At 57.6% G+C, this 18464-nt stretch carries 19 protein-coding genes; 16 read left to right on the top strand and 3 right to left on the bottom strand.

From position 1 onward, the window contains the following. The first annotated feature begins 10 nt into the window (after positions 1 to 10). From hemW to WX88_RS08425, 4 genes are all read left to right on the top strand, one after another. Positions 11 to 1150 carry a radical SAM family heme chaperone HemW gene (gene hemW, locus WX88_RS08440; protein ID WP_046243922.1) on the top strand — a complete coding sequence of 380 codons (1140 nt, stop codon included), beginning with the start codon at positions 11 to 13 and terminating at the stop codon, positions 1148 to 1150. A gap of 138 nt (positions 1151 to 1288) precedes the next feature. Continuing rightward, positions 1289 to 1723, top strand: coding sequence for a hypothetical protein (locus WX88_RS08435; protein WP_046243921.1), 435 nt, complete (start codon positions 1289 to 1291; stop codon positions 1721 to 1723). 121 nt (positions 1724 to 1844) lie between these two features. Beyond that, positions 1845 to 2495 (top strand): alpha/beta fold hydrolase, encoded by a 651-nt coding sequence (locus WX88_RS08430; protein WP_046243920.1) that lies wholly within the window; start codon positions 1845 to 1847, stop codon positions 2493 to 2495. 39 nt (positions 2496 to 2534) lie between these two features. Further along, a complete protein-coding gene (locus WX88_RS08425) occupies positions 2535 to 3314 on the top strand; it encodes a cyclase family protein (protein WP_046243919.1) in 780 nt (259 codons plus the stop codon). A 128-nt stretch (positions 3315 to 3442) separates the two neighbouring features. Here the strand turns inward: WX88_RS08425 and rpmA are convergent, their stop codons facing one another. Together rpmA and rplU are read right to left on the bottom strand one after the other, a co-directional pair. Beyond that, positions 3443 to 3721, bottom strand: a complete 279-nt coding sequence (gene rpmA, locus WX88_RS08420) for a 50S ribosomal protein L27 (protein WP_046243918.1) — start codon at positions 3719 to 3721, stop codon at positions 3443 to 3445. 101 nt (positions 3722 to 3822) lie between these two features. Then, on the bottom strand, positions 3823 to 4128 hold the full coding sequence (gene rplU / locus WX88_RS08415; RefSeq protein ID WP_046244063.1) for a 50S ribosomal protein L21: 306 nt from the start codon (positions 4126 to 4128) through the stop codon (positions 3823 to 3825). Between the two features lie 508 nt (positions 4129 to 4636). Between rplU and WX88_RS08410 the strand changes: the two genes are divergently transcribed. The 9 genes from WX88_RS08410 to WX88_RS08375 all read left to right on the top strand — a co-directional run bounded on the left by WX88_RS08410 (position 4637) and on the right by WX88_RS08375 (position 13082). After that, on the top strand, positions 4637 to 5596 hold the full coding sequence (locus WX88_RS08410; protein ID WP_046243917.1) for a ribonucleoside-diphosphate reductase small subunit: 960 nt from the start codon (positions 4637 to 4639) through the stop codon (positions 5594 to 5596). Positions 5597 to 6135: 539 nt separating this feature from the next. Further along, on the top strand, positions 6136 to 6753 hold the full coding sequence (locus WX88_RS08405; RefSeq protein WP_046243916.1) for a CDP-alcohol phosphatidyltransferase family protein: 618 nt from the start codon (positions 6136 to 6138) through the stop codon (positions 6751 to 6753). Between the two features lie 4 nt (positions 6754 to 6757). Continuing rightward, positions 6758 to 7690 (top strand): phosphatidate cytidylyltransferase, encoded by a 933-nt coding sequence (locus WX88_RS08400; protein ID WP_046243915.1) that lies wholly within the window; start codon positions 6758 to 6760, stop codon positions 7688 to 7690. A gap of 6 nt (positions 7691 to 7696) precedes the next feature. After that, on the top strand, positions 7697 to 8356 hold the full coding sequence (locus WX88_RS08395; protein ID WP_046243914.1) for a lysophospholipid acyltransferase family protein: 660 nt from the start codon (positions 7697 to 7699) through the stop codon (positions 8354 to 8356). Between the two features lie 112 nt (positions 8357 to 8468). Further along, on the top strand, positions 8469 to 10241 hold the full coding sequence (locus WX88_RS08390) for a bifunctional alpha/beta hydrolase/class I SAM-dependent methyltransferase (protein WP_046243913.1): 1773 nt from the start codon (positions 8469 to 8471) through the stop codon (positions 10239 to 10241). 35 nt (positions 10242 to 10276) lie between these two features. Continuing rightward, the gene (locus tag WX88_RS08385; protein ID WP_197076721.1) at positions 10277 to 11665 is read left to right on the top strand and encodes a dual specificity protein phosphatase family protein; all 1389 of its coding nucleotides are present in this window, start codon (positions 10277 to 10279) and stop codon (positions 11663 to 11665) included. Beyond that, entirely contained in the window at positions 11662 to 12081 is a 420-nt protein-coding gene (locus WX88_RS08380) for a hypothetical protein (protein ID WP_156176021.1), read from the top strand. Before WX88_RS08385 ends, WX88_RS08380 begins: the two co-directional genes overlap by 4 nt. Before the next feature lie 82 nt (positions 12082 to 12163). Continuing rightward, the gene (locus WX88_RS29915; RefSeq protein WP_156176020.1) at positions 12164 to 12385 is read left to right on the top strand and encodes a hypothetical protein; all 222 of its coding nucleotides are present in this window, start codon (positions 12164 to 12166) and stop codon (positions 12383 to 12385) included. A gap of 124 nt (positions 12386 to 12509) precedes the next feature. Beyond that, positions 12510 to 13082 carry a YceI family protein gene (locus WX88_RS08375; protein ID WP_197076720.1) on the top strand — a complete coding sequence of 191 codons (573 nt, stop codon included), beginning with the start codon at positions 12510 to 12512 and terminating at the stop codon, positions 13080 to 13082. A gap of 90 nt (positions 13083 to 13172) precedes the next feature. Here WX88_RS08375 and WX88_RS08370 read toward each other — a convergent pair whose 3' ends face one another. Beyond that, positions 13173 to 13829: a carboxylesterase family protein gene (locus WX88_RS08370; RefSeq protein ID WP_052732489.1), complete on the bottom strand. Its 657-nt coding sequence runs from the start codon at positions 13827 to 13829 to the stop codon at positions 13173 to 13175. 250 nt (positions 13830 to 14079) lie between these two features. On the opposite strand from WX88_RS08370, the gene WX88_RS08365 reads away from it, so the two are divergent. The 3 genes from WX88_RS08365 (at position 14080) to WX88_RS08355 (ending at position 18394) form a co-directional block, all read left to right on the top strand. After that, positions 14080 to 16461: a ribonucleoside-diphosphate reductase subunit alpha gene (locus tag WX88_RS08365; RefSeq protein ID WP_046243911.1), complete on the top strand. Its 2382-nt coding sequence runs from the start codon at positions 14080 to 14082 to the stop codon at positions 16459 to 16461. Positions 16462 to 16523: 62 nt separating this feature from the next. Next, positions 16524 to 17924 carry an ATP-binding protein gene (locus WX88_RS08360; RefSeq protein ID WP_046243910.1) on the top strand — a complete coding sequence of 467 codons (1401 nt, stop codon included), beginning with the start codon at positions 16524 to 16526 and terminating at the stop codon, positions 17922 to 17924. A 176-nt stretch (positions 17925 to 18100) separates the two neighbouring features. Beyond that, positions 18101 to 18394, top strand: a complete 294-nt coding sequence (locus WX88_RS08355; RefSeq protein ID WP_046243909.1) for a hypothetical protein — start codon at positions 18101 to 18103, stop codon at positions 18392 to 18394. Positions 18395 to 18464 lie beyond the last annotated feature (70 nt).

Below are 18464 nucleotides of genomic sequence, written 5' to 3'. Positions count from 1 at the left end.
CCTGCTCCTCATGGCTGGCCTTTACCTTCACATTCCCTTCTGCAAGCAAGCCTGTCACTACTGCGACTTTCATTTTAGCACCTCGCTGGGGCTGAAAAGCCGGCTGGTAGATGCCATAGTGCAGGAAATAGAGCTGCGGCATAATTATCTCGGTGCTAGCACTACGCTGGAAACCATCTATTTCGGTGGTGGTACGCCCTCGCTACTCACCGCTCTGGAACTGAGCCAGATTTTCAACGCAATCAACCGCCATTTTTCGGTAGAAGCCACGGCCGAAATCACCCTCGAAGCCAATCCGGATGACCTGAATGCCGTCAAGTTGGAGGAACTGCGGCAGGCTGGTATTAATCGGCTCAGCATCGGCCTGCAAAGCTTCTACGAGCCCCACTTGCGGCTGATGAACCGCGCCCACACCGCCGAAGAATCCACTACAGCCGTGCGTCGGGCTCAGAATGCGGGCTTCGAGAACATTTCCATCGACCTGATTTACGGCGTGCCCGCGCCCGGCCATCACATCTGGGAAGCTGATTTGGCTAATGCTTTCGCGCTCGGTGTGCCGCACGTTTCAGCCTACGCGCTGACCATTGAGCCGGGCACGGCTTTCGGCCACCGCCTGCAAAAAGGTACTTTCCGGGCCGCGCCGGATGAGTTCGTGGCCACGCAGTTTGAAATGCTACTGGTGGCCATGCGCGCCCACGGCTACGAGCAGTACGAAATCAGCAATTTCTGCCAGCCCGGACGCGAGTCACGCCACAATGGTAACTACTGGCTTGGTGTGCCCTACCTCGGCCTGGGGCCTAGCGCCCACAGCTATGACGGCCACAACCGCCAGTTCACCTTGGCCAACAATCAGCAATACGTGGCCGCCGTACTCGAACGCGGCGAGGTACCTGTAACCGTCGATACCCTCACCGCCACCGACCGCGCCAACGAGTACTTGCTCACCACCTTGCGCACTGCCCGGGGCTGCGACCTGGCCCACCTGCGCACCCATCACGGCCTCGACCTGCCTGCCACCCGCGCAGCCTACCTCGCCGAACTGCAAGCCAGCGGCTGGGCCCACATCTACAACGAAACCCTTATCTTGACTGACGCTGGCAAGTTGCTAGCCGACCACATTACCCTAGAGCTATTTCAGACCACAGATTGAACGGATTTCAACGGATGAAACGGATTTTTGTGGCTCCGCCTCTGTGGCCCGGCACCTCTTCCTATATTTGCGCGGAACCACAAAAAATCCGTTTCATCCGTTGAAATCCGTTCAATCTGTGGTCAAATCTGCGGCCTTATGAGACTCCTAAGTGACAGCATCGCCGACGAGTCCGACTTCTTCGTCGAGCAGATTCACATCGTGGCCATCGTCATCGATAACACGGATGATGTGACCGTGTGGGCCACCACTTTTTTCGACAACGACACGCACTTTTTTCACCTCGCCCTGCCCTTCAAGGCCCTGGATACCTTGCTGAGCCTTGCCCACGACCGCGCCGAAGCCCTACAGGAGGAAGTAGCCGATGCCCTCGCCACCGGCGACTGGCCGGCTCTGCTCGAATATAATTCCGATGAGGCCCCACCCGTGCCCCTGCCTAGCGTAGCCCTGAAATTATCGGTTACGTACCCCGCCGTGGAGGACGAAGAAACCAATGGCGAAGAAGGTCCTGATGACCCGCAGCCACACAATATCTTCTATCTGGAAGGGGTGTTCGTGCGTTTGGATTCCTAAGGTCACCCATGATTTTAATGCTGTGGCTTTTTATTAGCGTTCTGCCAACCAATTGATTACTGCTCTACGCGCAGCAGATGCTGCGCGCCACAGGCCATGTCTCGCGCCACCCATTTTTTACTTGATTCCGGGCTTGGGGGCCGACGAGCGGGTGTTCCAGTTTCTGCGCTTGCAGGGCGAGGTACACGTGCTGCACTGGCTGCCGCCGCAGAGCTGTGCGGAGCTTTTGCCGCATTATGCCGCCCGTTTGGCCGTTGTCGTCCCCGTGGCTCAGGCTTGCTGGCTGGTCGGTATTTCCTTCGGTGGGGTGCTGGCGTTGGAAGTTGGAAAGCTGCGTCCTCTGGCCCAAGTAGTGTTGATTTCCAGCCTCGCCAGACCCAACGAATTACCCAGCGCGGCCCGCTTGGTACGCGCTACCGGTCTGCACCGGCTGCTAGCCCCGCAGTTGCTGCGACTCATGCCGCGCGTGGCGCAGTGGTTTTTCAGTGTTAAAAATGGAACGGAGTACGAGCTGCTCCACGGGATTATTCGTGATACTGATTCAGCTTTTGCGCAATGGGCCATTGGGCAGTTATTGCATTGGAAAGGAAGCACTAATGCTCCAACTGCCCGCATCCATGGTACCCACGACCGGCTGCTCCCCGCAGGGGCCAGACACAGCGAGTACCAGTTGCCCGGCGGCCATTTTATCATAGTGAGCCGTGCCGCTGAAATCAGCCAGATTCTCAACCATCTGACTGCCGACGCCGCTGCGGCCCCACAAGCAGCTTAACAAAACTTCTCACCGCCACTACTTATTGTTAGCTCCCATTTGAAACCGACCTTCCCACACGCTGGCTGTGTTTACACCTATGACCCCGCCGCGCCCATCGATATCTCCTTACCCTTAACTACTGGGGAGAACCAAGTCAATTGCTTCTGGGCCGAGCCTGTGCAGTTTGATACCATTCGGGTGGGCAGCTTTGTGGGCAGCGTAGCGTTGGGCGGTAGCACTAACTACCAGCGCGTGCACGTCACGCCCCATGGCAATGGCACCCACACCGAGTGCTACGGCCACATCTCGCCCGACCCCGCCGTGACGCTCAACCAGTGCCTGCGCCGTTTTCTGTTCGTGGCCCGGCTGGTGAGCGTGGCGCCGCGCCCGCAGCCGAATGGCGACTTAGTCGTGATGCTGACCGACGTGCAGGCAGCCTTCGCGGCACAGCCCACCCAGACCATTCCCGAAGCCCTTGTCCTGCGCACTCTACCCAATGACCAGACTAAGCGGCAGCACCATTACTCCGGCACCAATCCCCCATATATCGAGCCCGCGCTGGCTAATTTTCTGGTTGAAAACAACGTCCAGCATTTCCTGCTCGACTTGCCCAGCGTCGACCGGGAGGAAGATGCCGGCCAACTTCTGGCTCACCATGCTTTTTGGTGTTATCCAACGGCGCCCCGTTGCGGTGCCACCATCACAGAACTGATTTTCGTGCCCGACGAAGTAGCCGACGGTCTCTACCTACTCAACATTCAAATTACCAGCCTGGAACTGGATGCCAGCCCCAGTAAGCCGGTGCTCTACCGGCTGGAAGCACTGCCCTCATCCTGAACGCGCGAGAGTTGTTTCGGTATACCGACAAACCTCACCCATACCATTGACTCCCTCGCTGACCGAGCCTCAACGCGAAAAAGGCTGCCTCTCACGGGGCAGCCTTCTCAGGTAAAAGCACTGGGCAATTAAGCAGCCGGAACCGAAACTACTTCGCGCGGAATAACCGTTACGAATGAACGGTCTTTGCGACCCTTGCGGAACTGTACTTCGCCGTCAACCAATGCAAACAGCGTGTGGTCTTTGCCCATGCCTACGTTCTCGCCGGGGTGGTGCTTAGTACCACGCTGACGCACGATGATGTTGCCAGCAATGAGGGCTTGGCCCCCGAAAATTTTCACGCCGAGACGTTTGGAATGCGATTCGCGGCCGTTGTTGGACGAGCCGACACCTTTCTTGTGAGCCATCTTGAGTTATAAGTTATGAGTTAAAAGTCATGAGTTAGAAAGTGCGAATTATGAGGGGTAAGAGCCAACTCATAACTCATAACTTTTAACTCATGATTCCATTAACCGATGCTGTTAATCAATACTTTGGTGAACGACTGGCGGTGACCGTTCATCTTCTGGTAGCCTTTGCGGCGCTTCTTCTTGAAGACGAGCACCTTATCGCCTTTTACGTGGGCGAGAATGGTGCCGGTTACGGCTACGTTCAGTTCGGGGGCGCCGATAGTGATGGTGCCGTTGTCATCGGTCAGCAGGGCGTTGCCCAGCGTTACGGTGTCACCGACGTTGCCGGCCAGTTTGTGAGCGTAAACGAATTTGTTGGCCTCAACCTTGGTCTGCTGGCCAGCTATGTTGACAATTGCGTACATCAGCTTTCGCGGGTTTTTCTGAAATGGGAAGGCAAAAGTACGACTTTGGTTTCGCATATCCAAGCCTAAGTTATTAATCATCATTGACTGGCCGGGTTCTGACCCTTCAAAAAGCCCCGGCGGTAGATGAAGGATAGATTAATGCCGAGTTAAGAAATTGAAGGAGTGTCTACATAAAGGACGGATTTTGGGGACAAGTAGGTTTATCCACACTGCAAATGTGGATAAGTATGTTGAAAACGCCTGATTTAGAGCGTGGTTTAGCACCGCTGTTACTTTTCGAAAGCGAGCAAAATCTTCCGAAGGCTAACGTAAAAAATGCCGGGGCTTAGCCAAAAAATAACGAAGAAAAAACCAAAAAAGCGTACGAATCAGCTTGGAGGGCGGGGCTATATTTGGTGCTGGAAGGGCGACAGTGTTTCTGACGCATGGGCCAAACATCTGCCCGAACTCAGCAGTTAGCTTGCCGTCTTTCCCGACGAAACCGCCACTAAGTCCCTTAAAATTTATGGAGCCGCTCCTCGCCGAAAATCCCAACCGCTTCGTGCTTTTCCCCATTCAGAACGATGAGGTATGGCAATACTACAAGAAGTCGCAGGCTTCGTTCTGGACCGCTGAAGAAATTGACCTCTCGCAGGACCAAAAGGATTGGAATGGCTTGAATGACAATGAACGCCACTTCATCAAGCACGTGTTGGCCTTCTTTGCCGCTTCCGACGGCATCGTGAACGAAAACCTGGCCGTGAATTTCATGCAGGAAGTGCAGATGCCCGAGGCGCGTTGTTTCTATGGGTTCCAGATTATGATGGAAAACATTCACAGCGAGACCTATTCGCTGCTGATTGATACCTACATCAAAGACCCCAAGGAAAAGGATTACCTCTTCAACGCCCTTGAAACCGTGCCCGCTGTGCAGAAGAAAGGCGAGTGGGCCCTGAAGTGGATTAACTCCGACAACTTCGCCGAGCGCCTTATCGCCTTCGCCGCTGTGGAGGGCATTTTCTTCTCCGGTTCGTTCTGCTCCATCTTCTGGCTGAAGAAGCGCGGCTTAATGCCCGGCCTCACGTTCTCGAATGAGTTGATTTCGCGTGATGAAGGCCTGCACTGCGACTTCGCCTGCCTCCTCTACAGCTACCTGCAAAACAAACTGCCCGAGGAGCGCGTGCAAAACATCATTGCCGACGCCGTGCGCATCGAGCAGGAATTCGTAACCGATGCCTTGCCAGTGAGTCTCATCGGAATGAACGCCAAGACGATGTCGCAGTACATCGAGTTTGTGGCCGACCGCCTGCTGGTGTCGCTGGGCTGCGGCAAAATCTACAATGCCACCAACCCCTTCGATTTCATGGAAATGATTTCGGTGCAGGGCAAAACTAACTTCTTCGAGAAGCGCGTGGCCGAGTACCAGAAAGCTGGCGTGATGAGCGAGCGCAACGACAACGTATTCTCGCTGGACGAGGACTTCTAAGGAGTCGCTTGACGTAGAATTGTCTCCCTAAATCTCTCTAAATGAGTAGTATCCGAGGATGTGTGTTAGCATTTGTATGAACACTGCTGCTTAGCAGGATTATAACTAAAAGCCCTGGCTTTCATGGAAAGTCAGGGCTTTTTTGCGGCTAATCAACAGGTGCGCCTTTGACGAGCGACCTGCTAAAGTAGACGTCACGACTAGGCACAGCTATTCTAAAAGTCTGACTTAATTGAATTTTACAGCGCTAATAGTTAGGAGCTTATTTGTTAAAAGCTCACTGATTTGCTTTCGGCGTAATGTCTGATGATTGTTGTTTTTGAATTGGGAGCAGGTGAGGCGGCGCCTAGTTTTGAGGCAGAAGAAAGTACTGTCGGTTGAGACAAGAGGCTTCTTCGATAAAAAAAGTAACCTCAAGGCTATTAAAATATTGACCTTAGCTTTGAGCCTGAGCTTAGGCAATGGTTTTTAACGAGTCTTTGCCCAGCGTCTGGGCCTTTGCAAATGCCATTTGCTGTTTTTTCGGACCTCCTGATTCTATGATTTCCATCTACGAGTTGAAACCCCGCTTTCAGCAGCTGCTTCGGCCGCTGGCGACGGGCCTCTACCGCGCCGGCATCACGGCCAATGGGGTGACGATAGCGGCTATGCTGGCATCGATGGGCTACGGGGGCTGGCTGCTGCTGGCTCCTGGGAGTCGGTGGGGCTGGGGGCTACTGCCAGCCTTTCTATTCGGCCGCATGGCGCTTAATGCCGTGGATGGCATGCTGGCACGCGAGTTTGGGCAGCAGAGCAAGCTCGGAGCCTTGCTCAATGAAGGCAGCGACGTAGTAGCCGATGCGGCACTGTACGCACCATTTGCGCTGCTGCCGGGCGTGTACCCGGGCCTCGTAATGCTGGTGGTGTTCCTGGCCGTGCTCAGTGAGTTCATCGGCGTGGTGGGCCAGGTGATAGGCGGGGGGCGGCGCTACGATGGGCCCTGCGGCAAGAGCGACCGGGCCTTTGCTTTTGGGGCGGTGGCGCTGCTCCTTGGTCTGGGCCTGCAAGTGGCGCCTTACCTCAACTATGTTTTTGGGGCCTTGACTTTGCTGCTGATTATCACCGTCTGGAACCGCGGCCGACAGGCGCTGCGCGTCGCGTCGACCTTACCCGCGTAGTTCCGTGTACGGCATTCTACCCTACGCTTTTGGGGCCATTCTGGCGTTGTTGGTGACAGCTTCCGGCATCACCGCCACGCTCATCCGGCTGCATCCCACGCGCAACTATACTTCGGTGAAGCTGCGCATCCAGACCTGGTGGTGGCTGGCGAGCTTGCTGTTTTTCTCGCTAGGTTTCCATCGCACGGTGGCTGTGGTGGTGCTGGCGGTGCTCAGCTTCATGGCATTCAAAGAGTTCATCTCACTCATTCCCACGCGGCCCATCGACAACTCGGTGCTGCTGCTGGCTTACTTGGCCATTCCGGTGCAGTACTTGTGGGTGAGCATGGCTTGGTACGGCATGTTCATTATCTTCATTCCGGTGTATGTGTTTCTGCTGCTACCCTTGCGCATGGTGATAAATGGGGAAACCAAGGGCTTTGTGCGGGCTGTCGGTACCATCCATTGGGGGCTGATGACAACGGTATTCAGCATCAGCCACGTGGCTTACCTGCTGGCTTTGCCCGCTCACGCCGGGGCCCACGGCGAGGTGCGGGGCGAGATGCTCGTGTTTTACCTGCTGGTGCTCACCCAACTCAACGACGTGGCGCAGTTCCTGTGGGGCAAGCTGTTGGGCCGACATCAGGTAGCCCCCAAGGTTAGCCCCAATAAAACGGTGGAGGGCTTGGTGGGCGGCATCATCACCACCACGCTCCTGGCTTGGCTGATGGGGCCGTGGTTTACGCCCCTGAGTCCGCTTTACTCACTGCTGGCGGGCGTGCTCATCAGCCTGTTTGGCTTCACCGGCGACGTTGTGATTTCGGCCGTTAAGCGCGACATTGGGGTGAAAGATGCTGGCCGCCTGCTGCCGGGCCACGGCGGTATTCTCGACCGGCTCGACTCGCTGACCTACACGGCGCCGCTGTTTTTTCACTTCGTTTATTATTTCTACTACTAAAAGCCCATGCGCGGTTGGTTTGGAGCATCGTTGCGGCTGCTGTTTGTGGTGGGCGTGGCCTACCCGGTGGTGCTGCTGTGGCTCGGCATCCATGTGCGCCACCGCGAGCGGCTGCCGTCGAAAGGCCCCGCCATTATCGCGGCCAACCACAACAGTCACCTCGACATTCTGACGCTGCTCTCGTTGTTTCCCTTGCTCAGCATCCCCAACATTCAGCCTGCCGCCGCGGCCGATTACTTCCACAAGAGCTGGTGGCTGCGGTGGTTTTCCCGGCACGTCATCGGCATTATTCCGGTGGTGCGCGGGGCCGTGCAGCTCGGCGAGGAAGACCCTCTTACCGAGTGCTACCGGGCGTTGGAAGCCGGCAAGGTGCTGGTGATTTTTCCCGAAGGCACCCGTGGCCAGCCCGAGCAGATGGCCGAGCTAAAAGCCGGAATCTGGTACCTGGCTAAACGCTTTCCACACGCACCGGTGGTGCCGGTGTACATGCATGGCCTAGGCAAATCGATGCCCAAAGGCACCCTGATTCCGGTGCCGTTCTACGTGAAAGTGGCCGTGGGCAACGCCCTGCGCTGGGTCGACGACAAAGCGGGGTTCATGCACGCCTTGCGCGAGCAGTTCCACAAGCTCCGGCACAAAGTATACATTCCGGTTGAAGACGACTAGTAGCTTTTGCGGCTTAGTCGCTGCGGCCCGACGCCCGGTTTCCACCCCTCTATAAGTACTCCGCTGATGCCAGTTGGCAATTCGGCTTTCTGTTAAATCTCCTGTCAACAATATGCTAACGGCTACGACTTACACCACTGCCCGTCCCTGCGCTGAGCAGCAATTTCCTTCCTTCGACGCGACTTTGTTGTTCTACCGGCACTGGCCGGCTACGGAGCCGGCAGCCGGGAAAAAAGCCGTGGTGCTGTTCCACCGCGGCCACGAGCACGGCGGGCGCATGGGGCACTTGGTCGATGAGTTGGCGCTGCCCGACTACGATTTCTTCGCCTGGGATTCGCGGGGCCTGGGCTGCTCGCCCGGCGAGCGGGGCTACGCCGACAATTTTGGCGTGCTGGTGAAAGACGTGGACGCCTTCGTGCGGCACATCGCCACCCAGCACGGCATCGCGACCGAGAACGTGGTGGTGCTGGGCCAAAGCTTCGGCGCCGTGACGGTGGCCACCTGGGTGCACGACTACGCGCCCCGTCTGCGCGGCATGGTGCTGGCATCGCCCGCCTTCAAAATCAACCTGATAGTGCCCGGTGCCCTCCAGGGCCTGACGCTGCTGCACGCCGTAATTGGCAATTACTTCGTGAAGTCCTACGTGAAAGCTACCCAGCTCACGCACGACGAAGCCCGCATTGCTTCCTACAACAGCGACCCGCTCATTACGCGGCCCATCTCGGTGAATATTCTGCTGGAAGTGAACGACGCCGCCGACCGTATTATTGCCGATGCGGCGGCCATTCACGTGCCCACCCAGCTGCTCGTCTCCGGCAACGACCAAGTGGTGTACCAGAAGCCGCAGCAGCAGTTCTTCGACCGCATCAGCAGCCCGGTGAAGGAGATGCACGTGCTCGACGGCTTCTTGCACGATACGCTGGGCGAGCGGGACCGGGCGCCGGCCGTGGCACTGGTGCGCGACTTTATTACGCGGGCCTTCGCGGCGGTACCCGGGCAATCCAGCCTGCTCGACGCCGACCAGCGCGGCTACACCAAAGCCGAGTTCGACCAGCTCAGCCGCCCCGCGCAATCGGCGCTGGCGCGCGCGTACTGGACCATGGGCCGGTTCTGGATTAAGGTAGGTGGCCGGTTCTCGACGGGCATCAAAAACAGCTTGGCCACGGGTTTCGACTCGGGCAGCACGCTCGACTACGTGTACCGCAACCGCAACCAGGGCTTCACGCCCATCGGCAAGCTGGTCGACTACGTTTTCCTGAACAGCATTGGCTGGCGCGGCATTCGCATTCGCAAAACGCACGTAGAAAAGCTCATCGGGCGAGCCATCGATTTGCTGCACGCCGCCGGTCAGCCCGTGCGCATCGTGGACATCGCGGCCGGCCACGGGCGCTACATTCTGGAGGCGCTGGCGGGGCGGCCGGGGCAGGCCCAGCACATCCTGCTGCGCGACTACAGCCTGGCCAACGTGGAAGCCGGCCGCCGCCTGATTGCCGAAAAAGGCTTGACTGATGTCGCCGAGTTTCAGCAAGGCGACGCCTTCGACCAGGAGTCCTTAGCGAGCCTGCAGCCGCGCCCCACGCTGGCCGTGGTATCAGGCTTGTTTGAGTTATTCTCGGATAATGCGTTGGTGATGAAAGCTCTAAACGGACTGGCCGCAGCCGTGCCATCCGGCGGCTACATTGTGTATACCAACCAGCCCTGGCACCCGCAACTGGAGATGATTGCCCGCTCGCTGACCAGCCACCGCGAAGGTGCCGCCTGGGTAATGCGCCGCCGCGTGCAAGCCGAAATGGACGAGCTGGTAACCGAGGCCGGGTTCGAAAAATTCGACCAGCTGAGCGACCAGTGGGGTATTTTCAGCGTGTCGCTGGCCCGGCGCAAGTAGCACCTGGGCTTACCAGAAATGCTATTCCTTTTCTCTTGCCCGCAACCACCAGCATGAACCTCGCAGCTCCATCTCTAGTCACTGCTCCCGAGCCCCGCCCCTGGCGGCGGGCGGCGGGGTGGCTGGCGGTGCTGGGGCCGTTTTTCTTTCTGTCTTACGGCTTCACCAATTGGTGGACCGGTCAACTGGTCCACGTGGATTCGGTGGTGTTTGGGTGGGAGAAATACATACCCTTCTGGGACTGGACCATCTTGCCCTACATGTCGCTGGATGCGTTTTATGCGGGGTCCTTGTTTCTGTGCGCCACGCGGGCCGAGCTGGATACGCACGCCAAACGGTTATTCAGCGCCAGCTTGATTTCGGTGGCGGGATTTCTACTGTTTCCGCTGCAATTCAGTTTCGTGCGGCCAGCTACCAGTGGCTTCAATGGCGCTTTATTCGACGTGCTGATGGGTTTTGACAAGCCTTACAATCAGGCGCCTTCGCTGCATATCAGCCTGGTGCTGCTGGTGTGGCTGGTGTTTGCCCGCCACGTGCGTGGGGTGGCGCGGTGGGCGGTTCACGGCTGGTTTTTTCTGATTGCGCTGTCGGTTTTTACTACCTACCAACACCATTTTATTGATGGAGTGGCGGGGGCGGCGGTCGGGGTGGTTTGTGTTTACCTTTTCCCCAATGCCCCGGTGGTGTGGCAACGCGCCCCAGCCCCGGCCGACTACCCGTTGCGGCGCAAACTGGTGGCGGCTTATTTGCTGGTTGCGCTGCTGTGCTTTGGGCTGGCCGTCGCTTTGGGCGGCTGGGGCTGGCTGCTGCTGTGGCCCAGTGGGGCGCTGCTGCTCGTGGGGCTGGCCTACGCGGGGTTGGGGACCAGCGTGTTTCAGAAGCATGACGGGCGGCTGTGCTGGGCGGCCCGGGTGCTACTGGCCCCGTACCGGGTGGGCGCCTGGTGGTCGTCGCGCTGGTTTACGCGCGGCACGGCTCCCTGCGTAGAAGTGGTGCCGGGTATCTGGCTGGGCCGCGCGCCCGGCCGGACCGACTGGCGCGCCCAGCGACCCGGCGCAGTGCTGGACCTAACCGCCGAATTCAGCCTCGACGCCACCGCCCGTAGGTTGCCGCACCGTAGCGTGCCGCTGCTTGACCTAGTGGCACCGTCGGTGGGACAGCTGGCGCGGGCCGTCGCGGCCCTCGATGAGTTGGAGCCGCACCAGCCAGTGCTGGTGCATTGCGCGCTCGGCTACTCGCGCAGCGCCGTGGCGGTGGCCGCCTGGCTGCTGCACCGCGGCGCCGCCGCTACGCCCGACGCGGCCATTGCCCGGTTGCGCGCTGCCCGCCCGCAGGTAGTGTTTTCGGCGGCGTACCGGGCGGCGTTGGCGGACTACCATGCAAGTTTGCCCACGGCTTTCACTCTTTCACCTACCTTACCATGAATGCAGAGCCGCCAATGGCCTTGCGCGTATTGCTGGGCTTCCTGAAAGCGGGCCGGGTGCTGGATGGCGGCTCGTCGGTGCTGCTGCTTGGTACGCTGGTGCTGGTATGGGCACCGGTGGCGCCGCTCCCAATGGCTGCCCTCGTGGCCGCGCTGATTCTGGGACTGGTGGAGAAGTATTTTGCCTGGCGCGTGGCGCTGGATGTAGAGTTTTTCACCCTGCTCCACGAGCAGCCGGGGCAGTTGGAAGCCTTCGACGCAGCTTTGGCGGATTTTCTGGGTCGAAAGGCTGCTCCGGGGGCGCGTGCCATGGCGAGCCGCTGGCAGGGCGCGCGCCGGCTGGTGCGCCGGCAAGCCGGCGTGGTAGTGGTGCAAGCGGCATTAGTGCTGGTGGCACTGGCTTGCCGGCTTTGGTAGAGAGGTGACCTTTTAAGAAACACGGTATGTAGCTCTGCCCATGGGCTACGCTTGTGCTTTTTCACCATTATCCCTCAGTTCAATGACTTCTCCGCTCAAAGAATGGCCGTTGCCAGGCCAAGTAGACCCCAATCTCAGGCCTTGTGCTTTTTGCCGCCGCCGGCTGCGGTTCAACGGCCGGCCGGTATTTGCGTCGTGTTCGTGCAAGGCTTTGGGGCCGCCCGTCACGATTGGGGCGCTGGTGGGGGGCGCGGTGCTGGTGGTAGTAGGGGTATGGTGGTGGGCCCGGCGGGGCGAGCAGTAGGCAACTCTTCGAGAGCAGTCGCCGAGTGAACGTTGTCGAGCCGCTGGCCCGTCGCTCCTTTCTATTACTCCTACGACTCCCTATTTTAGCTATGAAATATGGAATGCTCTTGTCATTGAGCCTAATGACTGCTACCACGGTGGTGCAGGCCCAACCTACCACTCCCCCTGCCGTGGTGGCCCCGCTCTCGCGCTACACCACTGCCAATGGACAAATTACGTTTTTTTCCTCGGCGCCGCTGGAGGATATTGAGGCCCTTAACTCGCGGGTGGCGGCCATTTTTGAGCTGGCCATTGGGCAATTGGCTTTCTCGATGCTGATGCGAGATTTCCAGTTTAAGAACACGTTGATGCAGGAGCATTTCAACGAAAACTACGCCGAGTCGGAGAAGCACCCGCGGGCGCGGTTCACGGGCAAGCTACTGACGATACCCGACGAAACCATGCTCTGCAACGGCCCGCAGCCAGTGTACGTGGAGGGTTTCCTCAGTATCCACGGCGTGAAGCGGAAAGTGCGGGTGCCCGGCACCTTGCAGCTGCGCGATAATAAACTGGTCGTGACGTCGAAATTCGCCATCGCGCCGGCTGACTTCAAAATTAAGATTCCGGCGCTGGTGCGGAACAACATTGCCAAATCTATTGACGTGAGCGTCATACTGACTTGCTCGCCGACTGCTGCCTCCACGGCCGTCCGGTAAGCTGCCTGAGCACAATAGAAGCCCGTGCTGCATCAGCAGGAACGGGCTTTCTTGCTTCTGATGCTCGCTATGCCAGTTTCAAGAACACCTTTATTCACCCACTGCCGAGCGCCGCTTGTGGGCCAATAGCCAGGGCCACAGCTCCGGCTCGGCGTAGGCACGGTCCCAAACGTCGAAGTGGCCCACGCCGGGGTAGAGCGTGAGACGGGGCGCTGCGCCACCAGCTTGGAGCGCGGCTACCATGCCTTCGATCTCAGCGGCGGGCACCAAGGCATCGTCCAGCCCATGGAATACCCAGACGGGCAGGTGTCGCAGCTGCGCCGCCTCGTCTGGGCAGCCCCGACCGCAAATGGGGACCGCAGCAGCCAGGAGCGCCGGGTAGCGGGCTGCCAGTTGCCACGCGCCCTGCTCGCCCATGCTCAGGCCAGTGACGTACACCCGTGTGGCGTCAATGGGGCGGTTGGCACACAGCTCGCCGATGAGCGCCGCGAGAGCCGGCAGGTGCGGCTCCCAGCGGGTGGCGGCGGGGCACTGCGGGCTGGCCAAAGCAAATGGCAATTCCTGGCCTGCCGCTACGTATGCCGGTAAGCCGTAGGCTGCCACAGCTTCCGGGACGTTGCCCCGCTCGCCCGAGCCGTGCAGGAACACCACCAGCGGCCAGCCGGCTGGGGGTGGCTCTGTGGCAGGCTCGGCATAGAGATACCCCAGGCCGGAGGCAGCGCCACAAGTAGGTTGACGACTAATCATATTGGCAAAGATAAATGTCCCGGAAATATGCGCTTACGTCCCATTTCAGGTCCTTTGTGGAAAACTTCTGGAACTTTTGCTTGTCCTCCCAAAACACAAGCGGTAATTTCCATGGTTGAATAGCCCCGCAGGTCCACACTCTGCCGCCGCCCTCTCTACCCTCTCACAACTGAATTAACGACTTGCGGCCGGGGCCTGCCCTTGCTGGCTGCTTTTTATACGAAAAAAATCACACCAAAACACTACTGGTATGCTAGTAATTAAACGCGACGGGCGTCGCGAATCTGTGAAGTTTGACAAGGTCACGGCGCGGATTGAGAAACTTTGCTACGGCCTGCACATGGATTTCGTGTCGCCGATTGAAGTAGCCAAGAAAGTCATTGATGGCATCTACGACGGCGTGACCACCGTGGAGCTCGACAACCTCGCCGCCGAAACGGCCGCCTCGCTCACCACCAAGCACCCGGACTACGCCATCCTAGCGGCCCGCATTGCGGTGAGCAACCTCCACAAGGTGACCTCGAAGTCGTTTTCGAGCACCATGAAGCGGCTCTATACCTACGAAGACCCCAAGAACGGCGACAATGCCTCGCTGCTGGCCAAGGATGTGTGGGAAGTTATCCACAAGAACGCCGCCACGCTGGACTCGGCCATTATCTACGACCGGGACTACAACTACGACTTCTTCGGCTTCAAGACGCTGGAGCGGAGCTACCTGCTGCGCCTCGACGGCAAGGTGGTGGAGCGGCCCCAGCACATGCTGATGCGCGTGTCGGTGGGCATCCACAAGGACGACATCGACTCGGTTATCAAGACCTACAACATGATGTCGGAGCGCTGGTTTACCCACGCTACGCCCACGCTCTTCAACGCCGGCACGCCCAAGCCGCAGATGTCGAGCTGCTTCCTGCTCACGATGAAGGACGACTCCATCGACGGCATTTACGACACGTTGAAGAACTGCGCGCTGATTTCGCAGAGCGCCGGTGGCATTGGGCTTTCGGTGAGTAACGTGCGGGCCACGGGCTCCTATATCAAAGGCACGAACGGCAACTCCAACGGGCTGGTGCCCATGCTGAAGGTGTTCAACGACACGGCCCGCTACGTGGACCAGGGCGGCGGCAAGCGCAAAGGTGCCTTCGCCATTTACCTGGAGCCCTGGCACGCCGACGTGTTCGAGTTCCTCGACCTGAAAAAGAACCACGGCAAGGAGGAAATGCGCGCCCGCGACTTGTTCTACGCGCTGTGGACGCCCGACTTGTTCATGAAGCGCGTGGAGGAAAACGGCGACTGGACCCTGATGTGCCCCCACGAGTGCCCCGGCCTGGAGAATTCCTGGGGCCCGGAGTTCGAAAAGCTCTACACCAAATATGAGAAGGAAGGCCGCGGCCGCCGCACCATCAAGGCGCAGGAGCTGTGGTTTGCCATCCTGGAAAGCCAGACGGAGACGGGCACGCCCTACATGCTGTTTAAGGACGCGGCCAACGGCAAGAGCAACCAGCAAAACCTGGGCACGATTAAGAGCTCGAACCTGTGCACCGAGATTATTGAGTACACCGACGCCGACGAAATTGCGGTGTGCAACCTGGCTTCGCTGGCGCTGCCCCGCTACCTGGTGACCGATGCGGCCGGCAACACCACCTTCGACCACCAGAAGCTGTACGAGGTGACCTACCAGGCCACGCTGAACCTGAACAAGGTGATTGACGTGAACTACTACCCGGTGCCCGAAACGCAGAAGTCGAACTTCCGCCACCGGCCCATCGGGCTGGGCGTGCAGGGCCTGGCCGATACGTTCATTGCCCTGCGCATGCCCTTCGAGAGCGACGAGGCGTCGGGCCTGAACAAGGACATTTTCGAAACCATCTACTTCGCGGCCATGACGGCCTCGAAGGACCTCGCCATCAAGGACGGGCACTACGAAACCTTCCCCGGCTCGCCCCTGAGCCAGGGCAAGTTCCAGTTCGACCTCTGGGGCGTGACGCCCGACTCGGGCCGCTGGGACTGGGAAAGCCTGCGCGCCGAGGTGGTGAAGCACGGGGCCCGCAACTCGCTGCTGGTGGCGCCGATGCCCACGGCCAGCACCGCCCAGATTCTGGGCAACAACGAGTCGTTTGAGCCCTACACGAGCAACATTTACGTGCGGCGCGTGCTCAGCGGCGAGTTTATGGTGGTGAACAAGCACCTGCTGAAGGACCTGGTGGCCCTGGGCCTGTGGAACGACGCGATGAAGCAGGAAATCATCGCGGCCAACGGCTCGGTGCAGAACATCCAGCGCATTCCGCAGCACATCAAGGACCTGTACAAGACGGTGTGGGAGATTTCGCAGCGCCGCATCATCGACCAGGCCGCCGACCGCGGCGCCTACATCTGCCAGAGCCAGAGCCTGAACCTGCACGTGCAAAACGTGAACTTCGGCAAGCTCACCAGCATGCACTTCCACGCCTGGAAGCGCGGGCTGAAAACCGGCATGTACTACCTGCGCACCAAAGCCGCCGCCGACGCCATCAAGTTCACGGTGGAAAAGCAAGCCGCCGAAACCCTGGAGCCCCTGGCCCTGGTGGAGCAAAACCAGTCCGACATGGCCTGCTCCCTGGATAACCCGGACGCCTGCGAGGCCTGCGGGTCGTAGGGTTGAATTTTGTTTCTGTCACAGAAGGGGGTTAATAGCCCCCTTCTTTATAGCTATAAGCCATGCCCATTGATGTACAAGGTATTTCTCAGCAACAGAGAGACATTATCCTTGCGGTAAGGGAAGACCATTATAATGACCTCAAGGCAATTGAAATTGCCCCCGCGAAGCTTACACGCTCTATAGCATCTTTAGCTAATAGTGATGGAGGCGAATTGTACATTGGTATCGCAGAGGTTGGCCAAGCGAAGGACCGTATTTGGCAGGGATTTAAGGACGTTGAGGCAGCGAACGGCCATCTGCAAATATTTGAAAAGCTATTTCCGCTGGATAAGGATTTTCAGTATACTTTTTTGGAGTGTAGCGGTGAAGACGGCCTAGTGTTATATATCCAGGTTTCAAAAACCACGGATATTAAAAGTGCTTCGGACGGAGAAATCTATATTCGACGTGGCGCACAAAATCTGCGTCTCGTGACATTCGAAGAGAAGAAACGCCTGGAATACACCAAAGGCCTATCTTCATTCGAAAGTGAAGCAACGCAGGTTGATATAGCGCTGCTAACAGAGTCAGAGGTTGTTGGGCAGTTTATTCAAAATGTTGTTCCTACAGTAGATGTTTTCAACTGGCTAAGGAAGCAACTTCTGATACGTAACAACTACCCTACAGTCGCCGGAATACTGCTTTTTGCTGAAGAACCTCAAGCTGTACTTCCTAAAAGGTGCGGTATTAAAATCTACCGTTATAAAACAAAAAATATTGGCACAAGGGAAAGCCTAGCATTCCAACCCATAACAATCGAAGGTTGCATATACGAACAAATCCATAACAGCGTAGAAGCTACTACAAAGGTTGTTGAGGAGATGAAACGTCTAGGAGAGCAAGCTTTCGAAGACGTAGTTTACCCATCCGAAGCTATTCATGAGATAGTCTCAAATGCTGTACTGCACCGGGACTATAGCTTAGCTGATGATATTCACATCAGGATATACGACAACCGAGTTGAAGTAGAAAGTCCTGGTCGCTTGCCTGCTCACATTACTCCAAAGAATATTTTGGATGAAAGATTTGCTAGGAATCCAAGCATCGTACGCCTTATTAACAAATTCCCTGACCCACCTAACAAGGACGTAGGCGAAGGCCTAAATACAGCCTTTGCTGCTATGAAAAAAATTGGCTTGAAAGAGCCATTAATTGACAACAAGGAAAACTCCGTATTAGTAGTGCTACGACATGAGCAACTTGCTTCACCGGAAGTTGTGATTATGAATTATTTGAAAACAAATGATTCAATACAAAACAAGAAGGCAAGAGAAATTTGCAATATCAACGAGGACTACGTTGTTAAAGAAATTTTTCGACGGCTTACAGACCGGGAATTGATTGAGAAAATAGACGGTACTAGAACCTCTTCAACAGCTTATACAAGAGGAAGGAAGTTTTCTGCTTTCGACCAAGACTAGCGCCTCTTGTAAATACTGGCTTCTTAAGCTTCGCCAGCCGCTGCCGCCCCGGGAGCGGCTGGGGTGGTTTTGGGGAAGCTCACGCGGAATGGCGAGAAACTCTAAGCTTCTCTCAGCCGCTGGCGCGCCGGGGGCGGCTGGGGGCGGTGAGTCAAGTAGCGGCATAGCTTTACCCCATGTTCGAAGGCTACGAAATCGACTTTGGCAAGCTCAACCTGAACCGGATGCACAGCGTCCGCATCGAGATGGAGGAGATTCGCGAGTTGCTGCTGCAAACCGATAAGGCTTCGACGTATATTCGGGCAGCCAGCCAGTTCGAACGAGTGGGGTACACGGCCGGCTACCGGAAATTTATTGCCGTACAACTCACGTTAGTAGACCACAAAGTCGTCATCGACGACGTAAACCTTGCCGACTATGGAGCCATTCGAAATGCCATCATCCAACAGTTCCTCGAAGAAGCCAACTAACCTATCGATGAACGGGAAAACGCCCGAGGAGTGGGAGGCAGGTCGTATCAGTGGCCCTCTTTCCGATAAA

The organism is Hymenobacter terrenus (genome assembly GCF_000972495.1).
Taxonomy (GTDB): Bacteria; Bacteroidota; Bacteroidia; order Cytophagales; family Hymenobacteraceae; genus Hymenobacter; species Hymenobacter terrenus.
Note: the sequence above shows the minus strand (reverse complement) of the source record. Positions and strands in the feature narration are given on the sequence as shown.